This is a genomic window from uncultured Pontibacter sp. (assembly GCF_947492645.1).
In the GTDB taxonomy this organism is placed as follows: Bacteria; Bacteroidota; Bacteroidia; order Cytophagales; family Hymenobacteraceae; genus Pontibacter.
Genome location: NZ_CANLMZ010000017.1, coordinates 52,848 through 70,539, shown reverse-complemented (window position 1 = coordinate 70,539; position 17,692 = coordinate 52,848). Strand labels below are relative to the sequence as shown.

The 17,692-nt window shown below is 44.7% G+C and carries 17 protein-coding genes; 14 read left to right on the top strand and 3 right to left on the bottom strand.

Translation table 11 applies throughout. The annotated features are described in order from the left end of the window. Positions 1 to 76 precede the first annotated feature (76 nt). The 4 genes from Q1A23_RS19430 (at position 77) to Q1A23_RS19415 (ending at position 4,360) form a co-directional block, all read left to right on the top strand. Complete coding sequence (locus Q1A23_RS19430) at positions 77 to 205, top strand: hypothetical protein (RefSeq protein ID WP_299826545.1); 129 nt, start codon at positions 77 to 79, stop codon at positions 203 to 205. Between the two features lie 13 nt (positions 206 to 218). Beyond that, positions 219 to 839 carry a DUF3347 domain-containing protein gene (locus tag Q1A23_RS19425; RefSeq protein WP_299826543.1) on the top strand — a complete coding sequence of 207 codons (621 nt, stop codon included), beginning with the start codon at positions 219 to 221 and terminating at the stop codon, positions 837 to 839. A 299-nt stretch (positions 840 to 1,138) separates the two neighbouring features. Beyond that, positions 1,139 to 3,559, top strand: coding sequence for a TonB-dependent receptor (locus tag Q1A23_RS19420; RefSeq protein ID WP_299826541.1), 2,421 nt, complete (start codon positions 1,139 to 1,141; stop codon positions 3,557 to 3,559). A 345-nt stretch (positions 3,560 to 3,904) separates the two neighbouring features. Beyond that, positions 3,905 to 4,360: a DMT family transporter gene (locus tag Q1A23_RS19415; RefSeq protein WP_299826540.1), complete on the top strand. Its 456-nt coding sequence runs from the start codon at positions 3,905 to 3,907 to the stop codon at positions 4,358 to 4,360. 24 nt (positions 4,361 to 4,384) lie between these two features. Here Q1A23_RS19415 and Q1A23_RS19410 read toward each other — a convergent pair whose 3' ends face one another. After that, positions 4,385 to 4,606 carry a hypothetical protein gene (locus Q1A23_RS19410; RefSeq protein ID WP_299826538.1) on the bottom strand — a complete coding sequence of 74 codons (222 nt, stop codon included), beginning with the start codon at positions 4,604 to 4,606 and terminating at the stop codon, positions 4,385 to 4,387. 288 nt (positions 4,607 to 4,894) lie between these two features. Next, a complete protein-coding gene (locus Q1A23_RS19405) occupies positions 4,895 to 5,635 on the bottom strand; it encodes an SDR family oxidoreductase (RefSeq protein WP_299826536.1) in 741 nt (246 codons plus the stop codon). A gap of 208 nt (positions 5,636 to 5,843) precedes the next feature. Between Q1A23_RS19405 and Q1A23_RS19400 the strand changes: the two genes are divergently transcribed. Together Q1A23_RS19400 and Q1A23_RS19395 are read left to right on the top strand one after the other, a co-directional pair. Then, positions 5,844 to 6,473 carry a hypothetical protein gene (locus Q1A23_RS19400; protein ID WP_299826534.1) on the top strand — a complete coding sequence of 210 codons (630 nt, stop codon included), beginning with the start codon at positions 5,844 to 5,846 and terminating at the stop codon, positions 6,471 to 6,473. A gap of 190 nt (positions 6,474 to 6,663) precedes the next feature. Beyond that, positions 6,664 to 7,191: a hypothetical protein gene (locus Q1A23_RS19395; protein ID WP_299826532.1), complete on the top strand. Its 528-nt coding sequence runs from the start codon at positions 6,664 to 6,666 to the stop codon at positions 7,189 to 7,191. Between the two features lie 367 nt (positions 7,192 to 7,558). On the opposite strand, the gene Q1A23_RS19390 is transcribed toward Q1A23_RS19395, so the two are convergent. Next, entirely contained in the window at positions 7,559 to 8,038 is a 480-nt protein-coding gene (locus tag Q1A23_RS19390) for a vitamin K epoxide reductase family protein (protein WP_299826530.1), read from the bottom strand. A gap of 172 nt (positions 8,039 to 8,210) precedes the next feature. Here Q1A23_RS19390 and Q1A23_RS19385 point away from each other — a divergent pair, with 172 nt between their 5' ends. The 8 genes from Q1A23_RS19385 (at position 8,211) to Q1A23_RS19350 (ending at position 17,658) form a co-directional block, all read left to right on the top strand. Continuing rightward, positions 8,211 to 9,236 carry an SDR family oxidoreductase gene (locus tag Q1A23_RS19385; protein ID WP_299826528.1) on the top strand — a complete coding sequence of 342 codons (1,026 nt, stop codon included), beginning with the start codon at positions 8,211 to 8,213 and terminating at the stop codon, positions 9,234 to 9,236. 342 nt (positions 9,237 to 9,578) lie between these two features. Further along, positions 9,579 to 10,016: a hypothetical protein gene (locus tag Q1A23_RS19380; protein ID WP_299826526.1), complete on the top strand. Its 438-nt coding sequence runs from the start codon at positions 9,579 to 9,581 to the stop codon at positions 10,014 to 10,016. A gap of 189 nt (positions 10,017 to 10,205) precedes the next feature. Further along, complete coding sequence (locus tag Q1A23_RS19375; protein WP_299826524.1) at positions 10,206 to 10,667, top strand: MarR family transcriptional regulator; 462 nt, start codon at positions 10,206 to 10,208, stop codon at positions 10,665 to 10,667. Positions 10,668 to 10,738: 71 nt separating this feature from the next. Next, positions 10,739 to 12,094 carry a TolC family protein gene (locus tag Q1A23_RS19370; RefSeq protein ID WP_299826522.1) on the top strand — a complete coding sequence of 452 codons (1,356 nt, stop codon included), beginning with the start codon at positions 10,739 to 10,741 and terminating at the stop codon, positions 12,092 to 12,094. 21 nt (positions 12,095 to 12,115) lie between these two features. After that, a complete protein-coding gene (locus tag Q1A23_RS19365; RefSeq protein WP_299826520.1) occupies positions 12,116 to 13,171 on the top strand; it encodes an efflux RND transporter periplasmic adaptor subunit in 1,056 nt (351 codons plus the stop codon). A gap of 167 nt (positions 13,172 to 13,338) precedes the next feature. After that, entirely contained in the window at positions 13,339 to 16,518 is a 3,180-nt protein-coding gene (locus tag Q1A23_RS19360; protein WP_299826518.1) for an efflux RND transporter permease subunit, read from the top strand. 125 nt (positions 16,519 to 16,643) lie between these two features. After that, positions 16,644 to 16,904: a phosphopantetheine-binding protein gene (locus tag Q1A23_RS19355; RefSeq protein WP_299826516.1), complete on the top strand. Its 261-nt coding sequence runs from the start codon at positions 16,644 to 16,646 to the stop codon at positions 16,902 to 16,904. A 271-nt stretch (positions 16,905 to 17,175) separates the two neighbouring features. After that, positions 17,176 to 17,658 carry a DUF4126 family protein gene (locus tag Q1A23_RS19350; RefSeq protein WP_299826514.1) on the top strand — a complete coding sequence of 161 codons (483 nt, stop codon included), beginning with the start codon at positions 17,176 to 17,178 and terminating at the stop codon, positions 17,656 to 17,658. Positions 17,659 to 17,692 lie beyond the last annotated feature (34 nt).

Below are 17,692 nucleotides of genomic sequence, written 5' to 3'. Positions count from 1 at the left end.
TCCAGATTTCTCACATGCGTTCGAAATGACAAGTAAAAGAAATTCAGGCGCTAATTAAAACGAAAGTATAACAACCATGAAAGAATGTTGCAGAACCGGGGACCAGGAACCAACCCCAAAGTATAAACCATGGTTGAAATGGTTTGTCTATGTGGTAATCGCAGGTATGGTTACCTTTGTAATGCTGAATCAAATAAATAATTAAAAATACGTAACACATGAAAAAGACACTTTTTGCAGCAGCTGTTCTTGCTGCGTTTACCTTCTCATCATGCTCTGAGAATACATCTGAGAAAGCAGAAGCCACAACAGAGCAACACAGCACGGGCAAAGACCGCAGCATAGCAGAAAGCGCGGTAGTTGTTGAAGCACCAGATTTTTCTTCGGTTGCAGCACCGATGAAAACACAGGTGGCACAACTTGTAGAGGAGTATTTAAAACTTACGGAGGCGCTGGTAGCTTCTGAACCGGCTGCCGCCAAAACTGCTGCCAATGATGTACTTACAGTAGCCAAAGCCATGCCAGTAGCTACACTTACTACCGATGAAAAGGCCTTTGCTGAGGAAAAGACAAACACGGTTATTGAGAACGCCTCTAAAATTGCCGAATCAGAGGATTTAGCTGTGCAGCGCCAAAACCTGGAGCAACTCTCAGAAACGGTCTTCTCTATGGCGAAAGCTTTTAACGCTGCAGAAGGCACGCTGTACTATCAGTATTGCCCGATGGCCTTTAACAACAAAGGGGCTTATTGGTTAAGCTCTAACGAAGAAATTCGTAACCCATACTATGGCGATGCCATGCTTTCTTGTGGCACTAACGAAGAGATCTACAAAAAGTAATTTTCTTTAATAGCTGAAAGTAAGGGCTGGTAACATATTTGTTATCAGCCCTTACTTTTTAATCCCCCCCTCTCCCAGCCATTTTTTTTGATGGCAGGCAACCATTGCGCTATACCCTTCATCTATTCTGGTGTAGCTACTTGCTGTTACCTATTCTTACTCGGCCAGGGCCCGGCCAGATTCAGAGATAAAAAACAACTGTTCGTATAAAATACTTAACAGTACCTTGCATTACAAAGTACTATATATATCTTTGCAATACCAAAACACACAATGTTTACCACGAACCAAATAAAACTATGAAAAAAGTATATCTCTTATTCTCGTTATTCTTGCTACTGAGTAGCAACCTCTTCGCACAATCAGAGGGATTCCTGACCGGCGCTGTTTCAGATGAGAAGCAGCAGCCGGCAGGCTTTGTGAATGTGGCTGTTTTAGATGCCGCAACTGATAAAGTAGTAACCGGCGCTATTGCCGATATGGATGGCAACTTCCTTATTAAGGCTCCTGCTACTGGTAAATATTTGCTTAAGATCAGCGGGTTGGGTTATGCTGAGTTCAGGACGCCAGCCTTTGAGGTAAGCGGTACTGCCTTCTCAAAAGACTTCGGGAAACTGCAGGTAAAATCAGATACGAAAGTGCTGGCCGAGGTGCAGGTGCAAACCATGCGCCCCACCGTTACCACCCATCCTGATAAGATGGTGGTAAGCGTAGAGGGTACAGCCTTATCCAGCGGCAGTACTGCTTATGAGGTACTTGAGAAATCGCCAGGAGTATGGATAGACCAGGACGGCAACATACAGTTAAACGGAAAGGCAGGCGTGCAGGTAATGATCAACGGAAAACAGTCATTCCTGTCGGGTAAGGAATTGCAGAACCTGCTACAGGGCATGACAGCCGAAACCATTAAAGACCTGGAGATCATCACCAACCCATCGTCGAAGTATGATGCAGAGGGTGCTTCCGGCATCATCAACATCAACCTGAAAAAAGCGCAGGTAACCGGCATAAACGGTAATGCCTACGCTACTTACCAGTACAACAACCTGAGCACTTATACTACCGGCGGGGAGTTGCACCACAAAACCGGCAAATGGAGCTCCTTCGGAAGTATAGACCTTGCTCGCCGCATGACATACCGCGACGCTGAAATGGCCCGCATTTTTGTGGATAAAAATGGCAACAAAAGTAAGTTTGACCAGACTGCCTACGAAGAGTCGGAGCGCCTACAGCCCTCGCTGCGCTTGGGCACAGACTATGACCTTAATGACAGACACAGCATCGGATTGATGGCACGCATCAACTTTGGTGAAAATAGCGGCTCCTTCGCCTCACAGTCGTACCTCAGAAATGGTAAGGATGAATATATTGTGGCAGATAACATCATGGAAGAAGAGTATAGCAACAGTACTTTTAATCTACACTACTTAGGCAAACTCGATACCCTTGGCACTACTCTTTCTGCTGACCTGGATTATGTGAACATCTCAGCAGATAACTTTACACAGAATAACAACATCTTTGAAAGACTGGACCGCAGCGAACCAACTGCATATGAATACCTGCAGAACGACAACCCGGTAGCTTATAAAATATACGCTGCGAAAGTAGACTTCAGCAAAAAACTGGGCAAGGCAAAATTGGAGTTGGGTGCCAAAGGGAGCTACGTAAAATCTGATAACGAACTGCAGTTTTATGTTCTTTCTGATGGCCGTCGCGTTCCGGATCCAAAGCGCAGCAACCACTTTATCTACGAAGAAAACATTTATGCTGCCTATGCAAACATTTCTGCTCCGTTAAACGACAAGTTTACCCTACAGGCTGGCCTCCGTGCCGAGCATACCGCCTCTACCGGATTACTGGTTACTAAAAACGAGGAAAACAAACGCGACTACCTGGACCTGTTCCCAAGCATTTTCTTACAGCAAAAAGTAAGCGACAACTACCAGATCGGGTACAAGTACAGCCGCCGCATAAACAGACCAAACTACCAGGCGCTAAATCCTTTCATCTTTTACATAGACCCTTATACTTCGGCTGTCGGCAACCCTGATCTAAAGCCACAATATGTGAACTCCTTTGAAATGACGCATACTTTAAAGCAACAGTATAACCTGATACTGGGGTATGCGCACACCATAGATTATATGGCTGAAATTCCGGAGCAGTTCCCGGAAGACAATACCACGGTTTTCCAGCAGCAAAACGTGAAAGACCTGAAAAGCGCCACAGCCACTTTAGTAGCTCCTGTTACTATCTCTAACAAGTGGCAGATGAGCAACAATATCATGGCGATGTACCAGGAGTTTACCACCTTCTCTAAATCCGAACTGATTGTGAAGGACCAGCTAACAGCCATTGTTCAGAACAACCACAGCATTATGCTGCCAAACAACCTTAAACTGGAGGTAAACGCCGGTTACCAAAGCCCGGCAGTTTATGGCCTCTACGAGATAAAAGACCAATGGTGGCTAGATGCAGGTGTTAAACGCAACTTCCTGAACGACAAACTTACTTTAGCCCTGAACGTGACAGACATTTTCAGAAGCCGTTTAATGGAGATCGAAACAAACCTGAACGGAAACGTGAATGCCATAGACCAGTACCGCGGTGCTCGAAGCCTACGTTTAAACCTGCGCTACAACTTTAACAAAGGAACTAAATTCGAAGCCAAAAAGCGTAACGTTAACCTGGAAGAACTGAACAGAACAGGTAATTAATAACAGAATAGATATATACCCAAAAGGCAGCGGCTTATGGCCGCGGCCTTTTTTTATGGCTAAGGTTGTACCTTATACTTTGATATGCCGGTATGTTTTACAATTACTGCGGCCCACAGGCAAAACTTACTTCAACAACACTTGGTATAGATGTAAATTTGGCCTATTTACGCGCGCCACGCTATACCAGAAGTATTTATCCGAAGGCATGTCACAAGTAGCTTTATACTACTCCAAATAACTTTAAATGAGGGAAGATGTTGGTATCAAACACAATACTGTAAAGCCAATCCTATAAATTAGAATTAACATTTACCTTTATACTTTAACCGAGCGCTTATACTTATGCCACAAGCTAACTTAAACTGGATATTGCTCCTCCCGATACTGGCAGGCGTTGCTGTTGCCATACAAACTGCACTTAACGGACAGCTGCGGGTACTGGTAAACAGCCCTTTAATTGCTGCCTTATTGTCTTTTATGATCGGCACGCTAGCACTTGTTCTGCTTGTAATCTTTACAAAACAGCAAATGCCTGGCTTATCTCACCTTTCCGGCACCGACTGGTACAAGTTTGTGGGCGGCTTGTTGGGCGCGTTTTTTATTGTGGTGATGATCGTGTCGGTGCAGCGTATGAGTGTGGCAAACCTTTTGGCGCTTGTAGTGGCAGGGCAGCTTATTACAGCGCTTATCTTAGACCATTTCGGGTTACTGGGTGCAAAACAAAGCTCCATTACGCTAACGCGTGCACTTGGCGCTATTGCCCTTATTATCGGCACCTACCTGATAAATAAAAAATAGGTACAGGTAAACAGAATAGCATTATCAGGGATTGTAGGTTTTGCTGTCGGCTGGCCGCACCAGCAACCACACCAGCAAGCCAAGTGGCCAGGCCAGAAATGCCACCACTATGGCCACTAACCAACCCGGTTTCCCTCTTTTTTCAGCGTCTTTGTATGCCCAAAAAATGCTCCAGATATAGAGCACCAATATAACCAAGCCAAGTATAAGCCCGAAAATCCCCATTCCTATCACAAAATCCTCCATCGCCTTATTATTTCAGTTATACTTATTTGTAACGAGTCGCTTTATTATAAGTTGATAACCAAACAGATAAGCTTATACTTCAGATAAATTTTGCGAGTTAAAGCTAAACCGATAGTGCAACTTTTGCATATCCAGTACCAATCCGGTAAAGGTAAACTTGTGCGCCGACGCTATGCCGGTTTGCGAGGTGTAATACCAGTAGTAGAGGTTAGGTAACATATACTTTAGCTGGATCAAAACCAGAAGAACTGAAAGGGTAAGTTACCGCACAACCTTAACCCTATTGAATTAAAACCGGCTGTTCATCTCCTGGAACAGCTGATCAATCTCTTCGCGGGAAGCTTTGCGGTTGCGGTTAGAAGTGCCATAGCCTATTTCCTGCTCTCCATAGGAGATGCCTTGCACAATGGCATCGGCAAAATCGTGGAGTGGCGCCCCAAAAGTATGGAGGCCTGCGCCGCCCAGATCTGTGTTAACAGCCGGAGGTACAATCTCTATTACTTTTATACTTGTTTTGGATAGTTGGTGCCTGAGCGACATGGTAAAAGAATGCATGGCCGCTTTGGTGGCGCTGTAGATGGCGGCAAAAGAACCGGGCACAAAGGCGAGGCCAGAAGTTACATTCATTATATAAGCCTCCTGCTGCTGTTGCAGCAACGGCAGCAGCAAAGCTGAAAGATGGATGGGAGCCTCCAGGTTGATGGCGACTTCCTGCTGGTGCTCCTGCCACTCCTCCCCTATTTCTGCAATGGGTACCCTGCGCTGGATGCCGGCATTATTCAGCAACACGTTCAACTTCGGGAACTCCTGTTTTACCCACTTCGCCAGCGCTACCCGTTCCGATGGATTGGCCACATCGCATACTTTGGTGTGTAACCCGGGGTACTGCTTTTTTGCCTCCTGTAGCTTGTCTTCTCGTCTGCCACAGATAATTACATTGCTGCCAGCCTGAATAAACCTCTCTGCCAAGGCAAAGCCAATACCCGAAGCGCCTCCTGTTATTAATATGGTGTTTCCTGCTAAATTCATTTGCTGTGTTTTATTTTAAATTTGATCATGTTAACAGAAGTTGGGCTAAAGATGCAGCACAAGTAAACTGTAAGTGTTCTCTTCTTCCGTATGCTGCTGTATTTTGTAGCCCTCCCATTTATACCAGCTCAAATGCCACCATCAAACTAACATACTACGGCCCTACACGTAAATTTGGAAGTACGATTATGAAAGGAGAAGCAGAAATATGTCACTTAAAAATATAGTAAATAAGGTAAAAAAAGAGGTGAAGGTTGTTCAAGGTGAAGAAACCAAAGACAAGCAGTACGAGAACCACAACACCTACAACACCGAGGCAGAGGCCATAGAAGCTTTTGAACGGTCTAAACACAAGCTTTTTGATGTAAACGAGTGGACTAACATGTCGGGCATTAACTCTACTTTTGAGCTATATAACCCACAGGGCCGCCGCTCCTCCTCTAATTCCCTGGAAAAAGGGTATTACATTAAAATCATACTCCCGGCAACGACCATGGATAACTGGGTACGCATAACCGACAAACGCACAGAAGAAAATTTTGCTGAATTTGTGGTACACCCCAGCGAGCAGCCACAGGAAAGGGGTGACGACGATGCGGAGGTAGAGCACTTTTTTATAAAAGAGGCTAGCAGCACATTTAGGGTTACCCGCGAAGGCAACACCCTGTACGGCTATGAAATAGGCCGCAACGAGGGCATTAACAACCAGGGCAAAGAAGCCGGCGCACGCAGCATCATTAACACGTTTGTGGCCGAGGGTGGATGGGCTTTGTTTCAGGAACTACAATGGGACAAACTTACGCGTTACCTGGTGCACCTGGAGGAAACGCCAGCATAACCCCGGCTCAGTATTAACTAAAAAAGCACCTAATTACAGGTGCTTTTTTAGTTAATACTGAGCCGGGAATAGTTTATACAATTTATATTTTCTTTTTTTTAACATAAAGCCTTATCGTTTAGCCTCCAGGTTTGGAAGTATAAAGGAAGTAAAATTATATTTAGCTGCTAGTTAGCGGTAACTTCTAATTATGAAGAAGGTTCTTAAAAGATATGATGAGTCATTTTCTGTTGAAGTCAGTCAATCAAAAGCCAAAGTGATTGAATTTGTATCTAAAGAAAAAAATAAAAAGAGAGACTTCTTTGGTTTTCTTAGCAGCAACCCTGTGGATTTTAATGAAGTCACTATTACTGGTGAGAATATAAATATTGATGTATTGCCCAAAATGTTAAATCCCTACAGGGGAATGGGCAAAATACACATGAGTCTGCAAAGTGGTGTAAGTACTTCAGAAACTATAATCAAAGGAGAAATCATCCCTTATAATTGCCTTTACATCTTTTTAATCTGTATAGTAATTGGCTTCTTAGTTTTATGGACACCTTTAGTTATTGCAATGACTTCAGGCATTAATACTTTCATCATGCTCGCTTTTGCATGGACGATATTTCCGTTAGTTTTACACCTGATGCCCTTTTGGAACAGAAGCAGGCTTAGGGAGTACAAAGAGTTTTTTATAGCTGGTTTGATTGAAAACAAAAAGAAAACTATCCGCTAACAAGGCTTACAAGTCATACTTCGGCTACGCCTCGTTCACTTTATGGCCAAGTACGTTGCACTCAATTTCAGTTTGTAATTCCTTAATTCATAAATCTTGTTACAGATGGAGACTGAAATGAAATCCATATTCTATAATGTTGAGCATTAAGTATAGCTTTCTATAATTTCATTATCTGGATTAGTTACTTATAAGTATGATTGCAAGGCATTAACTGGTTAAACTGGAACCATAGGAGGATTTGCTGTTTTGTGCAACTTAGGTTAAACACCATGCGGGCTACAGAAATACTGCATCAGAAGTCGCGGGCACCCAGCCAAAAAATATTTCACCTTGCTTTCTCGTAATTGTGAAGGAGCTACGCCACTTACTCCCTCCGTTTAAATAAGCTGCGCAACGGTTTCAGCGCCGCAAAATTCACGACGGCACCGGCTATGCAATAAATACAGGCTTTTTTCTGTACCGTTGTCATGTTTACCATGTACTGTGCTGCTCCTGCTGCCTGCCCTAACACCACACCGCCTAGTGCAACATCCAACAGTCTCGCTTGCTTTTTATACCTTATCGCAGCCATTGCCAGTATCATTGTAGCCGCATAACCACCCAAGCTGATTACACCATCAGGCAAACCTAACAACACGGCATCTTTGGCTGTGTTTACCTGATGCGTATCAAATAGTTTACCGGGTAAATCGGGCAATCGCTTAATCTTACCCATCTGGAATAAAGAGATCAAGCTAAAGTTTGTCAAACCGATGGCTGCTAAAGTGGCGATGTCTCGGCGGTGTTGGGTTGCTTCGCTGCTGTCGTCCCTGATTTTATCAATAATAGAAGTTTCCTGTTTCATAGCTTGGCATATATAGGTCTTAGAACTACGCTGGTAATCAGGCAGGTGTTATAAATTTACTTTCAGCGTTGCTCATAAGTATGGCTATCCCCACCTCCACTACCCTCAGCAATAACATCCTTTGAAAATACGGCGTAACAAAGTCAGTAGAAGAAATTTATATGAAGAAACTATGGAAACTGCTGGTAACAAAAGAAAAGGTGTTGTAGTGATAACAGGAGCCTCTGCCGGACTGGGTCGGGCCTGCGCGCGCAAATTTGCCGAAGATGGCTACGATGTTGGCTTACTCGCACGCGGCGTGGATGGTCTGGAAGGTGCCAGGCGAGAAATTGAGCAGATGGGCAGAAAAGCACTATATGTAGCCGTTGATGTAGCCGATGCACAAGCTGTGGAGGATGCAGCCACAAAAATTGAGGAGGAACTGGGAGAGATTGATGTATGGGTAAACAATGCCATGAACAGCGTGTTCAGCCCGGTAAAAGAAATGCGGCCCGAAGAGTATAAGCGCGTAACCGAAGTAACTTACTTAGGTCAGGTTTACGGCACCCTATCCGCACTTAAACGGATGCTGCCCCGCAACAGAGGCTCCATTATACTTGTTGGTTCAGCGTTGGCTTACAGAGGCATACCCTTGCAATCAGCTTACTGCGGTTCAAAACATGCTATACAGGGATTCTTCGATTCGCTGCGATCGGAGTTGCTGCACGATAAAAGCGATGTAAAAGTATGCATGGTACAATTGCCAGCCATGAACACGACCCAATTTGGTTTTGTGAAAACACGCCTGCCAAACAAGCCTAAGCCCATGGGCAAGATTTACCAACCTGAGGTAGCAGCTGATGCTATACTTTTTGCAGCCCACCACAACCGCCGCGAAATTTATGTTGGCTACCCAACAGTACAAGCCATTGTAGGCGATAAAATCGCGCCTGAGGTTGGAGACTTTATACTTTCCAGGAGTGCCTTTAAAGGGCAACAAACAAACGAGCCAGAAGACCCAAACCGCAAGCATAACCTTTGGGAGCCTATCCCCGGCGACCATGGGGCACATGGCAACTTTGAAGCAGAGGCCACCTATTTCAGTCCTGAGTTGTGGGTAAGCAAAAACAAGTATAACCTATTAACAGGAGCATTGGCTTTAGGCGGGGTTATACTTGGCGCTACGGCTGCTAAAAAATGGATGAACGGAGGAGACTGAAAAACAGGGAAAATTTAAAAGACGGATAAGACGTATACTTAGCAGACTGGTGCTTTGCCTTTTCCCAACGGTAGTGGCATAATTCCCCTTATATCCCCAATTTGAACATTTTACAATTACACTTTTTTGGCTTTGAAGTAAAGTTGGCATCGTTGGCAGTTAAAAATGGACTTTTGTAGCGTCTCAAATAAGCCGTCCCTACAGCTTCAGCGCCAACTACAAATTATAAGCCGCTGAATGTAAACGATTAGTAATATATTTCATAAATTCACATTTAAAGATTGATGCGTGATTAGTTAGGAGATAATGTATAACCACAATTTAGCCTAAGGTAAATATTTCATGAAAGATTATCTGATGTATGGTATAGATGCCTCCAGGAAGCTCTTATATAGTAAGTGGGCTATGCCTATTGATAGCGGCCACTTTCGGGCTGGCTTGCAACACATGGCACAGGTAATTCATGATCAGGAAATTAAACTTTGGATACATGAAAGTATACGTCTGAATGACCTGGAGACAGAAGATCAGAGATGGACAACTGAAGTGCTCGCACTTATACTTTCACAAAGCAGTCTGAAGTATATCGCTATAGTTCGCCCCCCTGGCAACGAAATAAAATCAATGGGAAACTCCATTCGAGATAAAGCTTACCGCATCTACGGCAAAAATGTAGGTATCGAATTTTTTGACGCTGTAGATGAGGCAAAAGCCTGGATTGTGCCGCAACTACAACACTATAAACTACCCCCACTTGCTATACCTGTAAAATTAGGCTAACACAATTAGTTGCATATAAAGCAGTTAACCCACATATTGTTCTAGATTAACAGGAAGCTTTTCCAATTAACTTATTACCTCTACATTTGCACTAAATTAAAAGAAAATAATTTAGTTCTGTAAATTTTGAACTAAGAGAACTAATACATACTTTTGCATTGTTCTTATCATAGAACTTAAAAGCAAGAAATGATATTATCAGAAAAACAAAAGGCTCTGATTGAGAAAATAGGCATTATGCAAGAGAGGACAGGGATGCAGCCAGTTGCTGGCCGCATTGTCGGTTTACTTTATGTGGCCGATAAGCCTGAGCTTACTTTTGATGAAATCAGAGAGGTGCTTTGTATCAGCAAAAGTGCTACGAGCAATGCCCTTAACATGCTCCAGCAACTAAATCGCCTCGATTACATCACCTTTAGCGGCGACCGTAAACGTTACTTCCGGTTAAAGTTGAACAGATGGCGCGAACTGGTTACAAAAGAGATAGACTCAATTACGGATTTTGCGGATATCCTTCAGGAAGTTGTAGCTGAGCGAACATCCAAGACACCCGAATACAACCAGAATATATTAGAGGTGGCAGATTTCCTTAAGTACTTGCACGCAGAGTTGCCAAAGCTACTCGATCGTTGGGAGAATACCAGAAAGTAATTTTTTTTCATTTGTTTGGTTCTCTAATTTCAGAACTAAATAGTAACAACTAAACAAAAAGAACTATAAACGTGAATACCAAACACTTATTAGTAGGATTAGCACTATTCTGCATGACTCCTGCCTTTGCACAGAAACAGGCTGAGGTGAAGGAAATGAACTTGCAACAGGCTGTTAATTACGCACTCGAAAACAACGAGAACATAAAGAAGGCCACTTACGACGAACTTGGTTCCAGATACCAGATTAACGAAGCCCGCAGCGCAGGTTTGCCGCAGGTGGATGTGAAGGGCTCAGCTGTAAGAACGATTGAAAAATCTATGATCGCGCTTCCTGCCGACTTTAATCCCGAAGGTACTGGCCCGCTTATCAAACCTATGGGTACAGACAATACAGTACAGGCGGGTTTATCTGTAACGCAGCTGCTGTTCAGTAAATCATACTTTGTGGGGTTAAAAGCCGCTAAAAGTGCCGAAGACCTGTACCGTATCCGTAAAGAAATGGCTACTGAAGACGTGATCTACAACGTGGGAAGCGCATATTACCAGGTGTTGCAGACAAAGGAGCAGTTTAACAGCCTCAACGCCAACCTGGATATGCTAACCCAGCTGGAAAAGATCCTGACACTACAATATAAGAACGACCTGGTTAAGAAGGTAGATGTAAACCGCATCAAGGTAAACAAGATCAACCTCGAGAACCAGAAACAGAACTTGGAGGCAGCTTATGTGCAGCAACTAAATGTACTTAAGTTCTTCATAGGCATGCCCCTGGAAGAGCAGATCGCTTTATCAGGTACTGCAGAAGACCAGCTACTGGATGAGCAGCCAACGATGGCCGGAATAAACGAGGAAGCTACTGAGCGTGCCGAGTTTAAGATCCTTAACAAGCAGCAAGAGTTAAAGGCACTTGAGATAGAGAACATCAAATCAGGTTACTACCCGTCGCTGTCTGCCTTTGGTAACTATAACTACCAGTCGCAGTACGATGGCCGCATGATCGGCAACTCAGACGCCATGTGGTTTCCTAACTCTCAGGTAGGCGTGCAGCTGAACATTCCAATCTTTGATGGTTTGCGCAAAAAATCTCAGGTGCAGCAACGCCAGATAGAGCTGAAGAAAATGGACCTGGATATACAGCAGTACAATAAAAACACCCAGGTGGAGCTGAGCAATGCCCTGAGCCAGTTGGGCAACAGCCAGAACAACATAGCAGCCCAGGAGCGCAACGTAAAGCTGGCCCAGGAAGTGTACGATACGACAAACCAACTATACAAAGAGGCGCTGGCACCGCTTAGCGATTTATTAAATGCAGAAACTGCCCTTCGCGAAGCCCAGACAAACCTGAATAACGAAAGACTTAAATACCAGATAGCCCAGTTAAGTTATCTGAAAGCAAAGGGAAACCTAGAATCATTATCTAACTAAGACATACATTCAAAAACTAACATGAAGAAGGTAATTTATATCGTAGTTGTACTTGTTGTTCTGGCTGCTATTGGCTTTAAGCTAATGAGCAATAAAGAAGATATGGCCGCCAACGCAGCAGTTGCAGATATTAAAAGCGATGCAATTCCGGTTGCGGTAACAGAGCTTAAAACTGAGAAGCTCGACAAATCATTTACGGCGCAGGGTAACTTCGCCCCTATTCAATCCTTAACACTTCTGTCAGAAACTACAGGCCAGATAAAGAGTGTGTCAAAGCGCAAAGGCGATAAAGTAAGAGCCGGTGAAGTATTGGTGCAGGTAGAAAGCAACACAATGGCTGCTGACCTTGCCACCGCACAAACGAACGCTGAGAAAGCAAAAAGAGACCTGGAGCGTTTTGAAAACCTTGCTGCCGGCGATGCGATTACACAGCGCCAGCTGGAAGATGCGCGTCTTGCTGCCAAGTCTACGCAGGCACAGTTGGTAGCTGCACGTCAGCGCTTAACTAAAACACGCATTACAGCCCCTATCAGCGGCGAAATCAACGAGATCTATATTGAAGTTGGTTCTTACCTGAACACGGGTACCAAACTATACGACATCGTAAACGTGGACAAGCTGAAACTAAAAGTTAAGGCATCTGAAAACGAAGTACTGCTGATTAACAAAGGTGATAAAGTAACGGTGAAAGCTGATGCCGGAGCTGGCCAGGAATATGAAGGTACTGTAACAGCTATCGCAGCACAAGCCGACCCAACCCTGAAGTTTGATGTAGAAGTAGAAGTTAAAAATGCAGGCGATAACAACCTGAGAGCCGGTATGTATGGTACCGCTTACTTTGAGGTTGCCGACCAGCGTGATGCCCTTTTGTTACCTCGCGAAGCCATTGTAGGTAGCATTCAGAACCCAAGTGTATATGTGGTAAAAGACGGAAAAGCTACTATGCGCCAGGTAAAAGTAGGTACTGTTACACAGGATAAAGTAGAAATACTGGAGGGTGTACAGGCAGGAGAGCAGATTGTTCGCAGCGGCCAGATCAACCTGCGCGAAGGCATCAAAGTAACGTTGCTGAAGTAATTTTTGTAATCATGCCGCAAGTTTAGCTTGAGCGCAACTTGTGGCTGTGAATGGTGCCAGTTTGCAACTGGCTGCCAATAGCAACCACCAGTTACTGCTCTGCTCAAGTTGGCGGTGTGTTTAAAACTGGTAAACGCAATAACTTCTTTTAAATAAGGAACTGTAAAATGAACATAACCAAATTATCAATACAGCGGTCAACCTTGGTGGTGGTGGTATTTACCGTCCTCACACTTTTGGGGGTTGTCAGCTACCAATCGCTCAATTACGAGCTTTTGCCTAAGTTTAACCCGCCGGTGCTAACTATTAGTACTATTTACCCGGGTGCCTCGCCAAATGAGGTGGAGAACTCTGTAACAAAGGAGATTGAAGACGCACTTGCTTCGCTTGAGAACGTGAAAGAGATGAAAAGTACCTCCCTGGAGAGCTTTTCGATGATCGTGATCAACCTTAACCAGGGTACTGATGTAGACTTGGCCTTGCAGGATGCGCAGCGTAAGATCAACACCATACTGGCTAACCTGCCCGAAGATGCGGATGCTCCAACGCTGAACAAGTTTGACCTCGACGACTTGCCTATCATCAAAATGGGTGCTACGGCCAACATGTCTGCAACAGAATTTTATGACCTGATCGACAAGAAGATCAAGCCGGAGCTTTCCCGAATTCAGGGTATGGCTGCCATTAAAGTGTTGGGTGGCCAGGAGCGTGAGATCAAAGTAAACATTGATGCTAACAAACTAGAGGCGTATAACCTGTCTATACTACAGGTACAGCAGAAGATACGCAACTCAAACCTTGATTTCCCGACCGGTAAGATAAAGCAGGAAAGCGGACAGACTCAGATACGTCTGGCTGGTAAGTTCCAATCGCTTGAGCAGCTTAATAACCTGATCATCCGTGAAGATGCCAGCGGTATTGTACGCCTGTCGGATGTGGCAGAAGTGCAGGATACCCAAAAGGATATCGAAGTAATGAACCGTATCAACGGTAGCCCTTCAGTAGGTATAACGATACAAAAACAGTCGGATGCCAACGCCGTGGAAGTAAGCCGTTTAACGAAGGAAGCGCTTGCTGATTTAGAGAAAACGTACGCTGCCGAAGGCCTGAAATTCAACATCGCCAACGACTCTTCTGACTTTACCCTGGAAGCTGCCGACTCAGTACTTCATGACCTGATGATCGCGGTAATACTGGTTGCTGTTGTGATGTTGCTGTTCCTGCACTCGTTCCGGAATGCGGTAATTGTAATGATCTCAATTCCAGCATCGTTGGTAGCGACCTTTATTTTCATGTACCTGTTTGGTTACTCGCTTAACCTGATGTCGCTGCTGGCACTTTCGCTGGTGGTTGGTATTCTGGTGGATGATGCCATTGTGGTAATTGAGAACATTCACCGCCACATGGAAATGGGTAAAAAGCCTGCACAGGCTGCTTACGATGGTATCCGTGAGATTATGGCAACTGTAACTTCGATCACGCTGGTAATTACAGTAGTGTTTATACCGATTGCGCTTTCTACAGGTCTGGTTTCGGATATCCTGCGCCAGTTTGCCGTAGTAGTTGCGGTATCAACGATGATTTCCTTGTTCGTTGCTTTTACCCTGATCCCGTTACTTGCCAGCCGTTTCTCAAGACTAGAGCACATCTCTGACAAGAACATTTTCGGGCGCTTTATACTTTCTTTCGAGCGTTTACTGGATAGAATTATCGACGGCTTTACAGCTGCGTTGAAGTGGGCATTTAACCACAAGTTCATTACGCTGGCAGTAACTATACTCATGCTGTTTGCTTCGTTTGCCCTGGTGCCGTTCGGCTTTATAGGCTCAGAATTTATACCTGCCGGCGACCGTGGTGAAGTAAGCTTACAGTTAGAGTTACCAAAGAACGCTACTGTTGAACAGACAAACTTTGCAACGCGCCAGGTAGAAGAATACCTGGAGTCGATTCCTGAAGTGGAAAAAGTGTTTACCACAGTTGGTACTACCACATCGGCGCAGGCCGGCCAGAACACGGCTTACAAGGCTGACGTTTCGGTAACGCTGGTAGATGTAAAAGAGCGTACATTTAGTACAAACCAGTTTAGCCGCCAGGCAAAAGCGGATATCGAAAGCAGAATTCCGGATGTGGAAGTAACGCCGGTGCCAGTTGGTTTGGTGGGTAACTCGCAGGCTCCTATTCAGATCATTATCTCAGGCTCGAACCTGGATTCTGTAATGGCTTTCTCGCAGCAGGTTATGCAGATTACCGAGAATGTAGAAGGTACCGTAGACGTGGAAACATCTGTAGAAGGTGGTAACCCGGAAATTGAAGTAGTAGTGGACCGCGATAAAATGGCAAATGTTGGCCTGTCGCTGGAGAGTGTGGGTGCAAGTATGCAGTTGGCTTTTAGTGGTAACTCTGATGTAACCTTCCGTTCCGGCACCGAAGACTACGACATCAACATCCGCCTGGATGAGTTTGACCGCCGCAGCGTGAACGACATTGGTAACTTATCTTTTGTAAACAACAAAGGTCAGATCGTTCGCCTGGCACAGTTCGCTGACATCCGTCAGTCTACGGGTCCGTCGCAGCTGGAGCGTTACAACCGTGTAACTTCGGTAAACGTGAACTCACAGGTCATTGGCCGTCCGTCTGGTTCGATTGGTGCCGATATTCAGGCAAAACTGGATGAGATTGAAGTGCCAAAAGGCGTAAACTACGAGTTTGGTGGCGACATGAAAAACCAGAGCGAAGGTTTCGGTACGTTGGGTATTGCCTTGCTTGCCTCTATTATCTTCGTGTACCTGATCATGGTGGCCCTGTACGACTCTTACGTGTATCCGCTGGTTGTATTGTTCTCTATACCATTGGCAATCATTGGTGCCCTGCTTGCCCTGGCGCTAGCCGCCCAGTCGCTGAGTATCTTCTCGATATTGGGTATCATCATGATGATTGGTCTTGTGGCAAAGAACGCGATTATGGTGGTTGACTTTACAAACAAGCTGAAGGATGAAGGCGTGGAAGTAAAAGAAGCATTGATTGAAGCAGTTAGAATACGCTTCCGCCCTATCCTGATGACGACGCTGGCAATGGTTATAGGTATGTTACCGATTGCCTTAGCAGGCGGTTCGGTAGCCGCTACTAAAAATGGCCTGGCCTGGGCTTTGATCGGTGGTTTGAGTTCTTCTATGTTCCTGACGCTGATTGTGGTTCCGATTATCTACTATGGCTTCGACAGAATCCTGGCTAAGTTTGGCTTAGACAAGAAAACTGTGATCGAACTGGAAGATAAGACACTTGAAGAGCTTGAGCGTGAAACTGCTGAGCTAGAGCAAAAGAAAATGGCACACGAGTTAGTGCATTAATCTAAACTTCCTGATGTATTAGGGTCCTGTACATTCTTAAGATGCACAGGACCCTTTTACGCAGGATATTGCACTTACGAGAGGCTAGTTGCATTGAGTCTGAATCAACATTTACCTTTTATGTTATGAGTACCTTAAATCTAACTTCGCAGGCTATTCGCCAGGAAGTAGTTAAAATCATAAGTTCATTCAAGAAAATCACGCCACAACGGCTGGTGTCAGTTAACGATTTAACTGAGCTAGGCTTTGATATACTGGATGTAGTGGAAATTATACTTAAACTCGAAAAGAAGTATAAACTCACCATTCCGGATGATGTGCCTGTTTATTCTGTTGATGATTTTGTAGACTATATTTATAACTATAGTTTGTACCGAGACAACTAATTTACACCTTAAATGAAAAAGGAGCTCCTCACCAAGAGCTCCTTTTTCATTTAAAAACACAGTTCCACTTCAGGTAAACAGCTGCATTTGCTCTCCAATACAAGTATGGCATCTTAACTACACTTCAAGTAAGTATAAATGCCTACTTACAAGTATAAGTATGATGAGGCATCTTTAGGTTAGAGCGGTACATTACCCTGCACATCTCTTCAAAAGGATTCACTTTTTCTCTGCTACAACACGTATAACATCAAAAATCTAAAAGAACTTTATGCTATACGACCAAAACAATTACGTCTGGAAGGCGGTGGCTATGGGGGCCGTATCAGGGATGCGGGCCATGTCGGCACCGGCGCTGCTGAGTGATGAGTTGAGCAGGCTGCCAGGCCAGAGCCTTGTGCATAGCCCATTGCACTTCCTGCAGTCTGATGCAGTTGCAACAGGCCTGAAAGTATTGGCTGCAACAGAGCTAATCAGCGATAAGATACCCAATGTACCTGATAGAATTTTGTTGCCATCTCTTGCAATACGTGCTGCATCGGGCGGAGTAGTAGGCGCTACTATATTTACAGCAAACAAAGCCAGCACCGTTAAAGGTGCCTTGCTTGGCGCAGCGGCAGCTATTGCAGGCACATATGCAAGTTTTTACCTCCGTAAAGCTATCAAAAAGTATACGCACCTCCCCGACTCACTAAGCGGCACCATCGAAGATGCCTTGATGTTTGCCAGCGGCGTAGCCATTACAAAGGCCTGATAAAACAGAAGAGGCGCAGCATGTACATGCTGCG

What these genes read in the sequence shown, in the direction of transcription:
- Q1A23_RS19355 (WP_299826516.1), top strand. Translation starts at nt 16,644, where the DNA reads ATGAGTACCTTAAATCTAACTTCGCAGGCTATTCGCCAGGAAGTAGTT.
- Q1A23_RS19430 (WP_299826545.1), top strand. Translation starts at nt 77, where the DNA reads ATGAAAGAATGTTGCAGAACCGGGGACCAGGAACCAACCCCAAAGTAT.
- Q1A23_RS19425 (WP_299826543.1), top strand. Translation starts at nt 219, where the DNA reads ATGAAAAAGACACTTTTTGCAGCAGCTGTTCTTGCTGCGTTTACCTTC.
- Q1A23_RS19395 (WP_299826532.1), top strand. Translation starts at nt 6,664, where the DNA reads ATGAAGAAGGTTCTTAAAAGATATGATGAGTCATTTTCTGTTGAAGTC.
- Q1A23_RS19410 (WP_299826538.1), bottom strand. Translation starts at nt 4,606, where the DNA reads ATGGAGGATTTTGTGATAGGAATGGGGATTTTCGGGCTTATACTTGGC.
- Q1A23_RS19365 (WP_299826520.1), top strand. Translation starts at nt 12,116, where the DNA reads ATGAAGAAGGTAATTTATATCGTAGTTGTACTTGTTGTTCTGGCTGCT.
- Q1A23_RS19415 (WP_299826540.1), top strand. Translation starts at nt 3,905, where the DNA reads ATGCCACAAGCTAACTTAAACTGGATATTGCTCCTCCCGATACTGGCA.
- Q1A23_RS19420 (WP_299826541.1), top strand. Translation starts at nt 1,139, where the DNA reads ATGAAAAAAGTATATCTCTTATTCTCGTTATTCTTGCTACTGAGTAGC.
- Q1A23_RS19400 (WP_299826534.1), top strand. Translation starts at nt 5,844, where the DNA reads ATGTCACTTAAAAATATAGTAAATAAGGTAAAAAAAGAGGTGAAGGTT.
- Q1A23_RS19385 (WP_299826528.1), top strand. Translation starts at nt 8,211, where the DNA reads ATGGAAACTGCTGGTAACAAAAGAAAAGGTGTTGTAGTGATAACAGGA.
- Q1A23_RS19350 (WP_299826514.1), top strand. Translation starts at nt 17,176, where the DNA reads ATGCTATACGACCAAAACAATTACGTCTGGAAGGCGGTGGCTATGGGG.
- Q1A23_RS19405 (WP_299826536.1), bottom strand. Translation starts at nt 5,635, where the DNA reads ATGAATTTAGCAGGAAACACCATATTAATAACAGGAGGCGCTTCGGGT.
- Q1A23_RS19380 (WP_299826526.1), top strand. Translation starts at nt 9,579, where the DNA reads ATGAAAGATTATCTGATGTATGGTATAGATGCCTCCAGGAAGCTCTTA.
- Q1A23_RS19390 (WP_299826530.1), bottom strand. Translation starts at nt 8,038, where the DNA reads ATGAAACAGGAAACTTCTATTATTGATAAAATCAGGGACGACAGCAGC.
- Q1A23_RS19375 (WP_299826524.1), top strand. Translation starts at nt 10,206, where the DNA reads ATGATATTATCAGAAAAACAAAAGGCTCTGATTGAGAAAATAGGCATT.
- Q1A23_RS19360 (WP_299826518.1), top strand. Translation starts at nt 13,339, where the DNA reads ATGAACATAACCAAATTATCAATACAGCGGTCAACCTTGGTGGTGGTG.